This is a genomic window from Seonamhaeicola marinus (genome assembly GCF_008085455.1).
The window spans coordinates 1-880 of the sequence record NZ_VSDQ01000897.1 but is presented as its reverse complement, the minus strand read 5'-3'; the positions used below and the strand labels follow the sequence as shown (position 1 = coordinate 880).

1 pseudogene is annotated in these 880 nt (G+C 32.6%); it reads left to right on the top strand.

Going from position 1 to position 880, the window contains the following annotated elements:
• Window positions 1-848 (top strand): annotated as a pseudogene (locus FUA24_RS24700) (DNA mismatch repair endonuclease MutL); the annotation flags it as partial.
• Window positions 849-880: the final 32 nt, after the last annotated feature.

Here is an 880-nt window from a genome sequence, read left to right as displayed (position 1 = left end):
CGCCCTATAATTTTGAGCGTAAACAAACCAATTCTCCCACTATTGAGGTAGATAGAAGTTTTAATCCCTTTGTTGCTGATGACAGGCCAGTAAAAGCTCCATCACCAGTTTCAACATCACCTTCAAAAAGTTATTCTTATAAAAAAGAGTCTACAAGTAATTGGGAAAGTTTGTATGTTGGTTTAGAGTCTAAAAGCAATAACGAATCACAAGAATTTAGCGAAGTTCATTTTGAAAGTGACCAAACTACAGCATCTATTTTTAATGATGAAAAAGAAGTAGAGCAAACCCATACAACCTATCAGCTTCACAACAAATATATTGTAAGTACCATAAAATCGGGCATGTTGTTAATAGACCAACACCGTGCTCATCAACGTATATTATATGAAGATTTCTTAAAAAATATGACAATAAAGGAAGCTATTAGTCAGCAATTACTATTTCCTTTAGAGTTACATTTTTCAGTAAAAGAAATTGAAATTTTAAAACAGTTAAAAGAAGATTTAGAGCACACAGGTTTTGTGTTTTCTAGTGTTTTAAATGAGTCTGTAGAAATTACAGGCGTGCCTGTTAGTGTGCCAGAAAGCGAAGTGTCAATCATTTTAGAGCAGCTTATTAGCGATGTTGAAAATGAAGTGCCCGATGCGCATTTTAGCGCCACTGATTTATTAGCAAAATCTATGGCAAAAAGTTTAGCTATTAAAACAGGGCAGAGTTTAAAAAAAGATGAACAAGAACATTTGGTAAATAAGCTTTTTGCTTGCAAAGAACCTAATGTTACACCAACTAACAAAACAACATTTATAACCATGAGTGTTGATGAGTTAGATAAAAAATTTATTTAAAATATGATGCGAATTTCAGAAACCGTTAAACA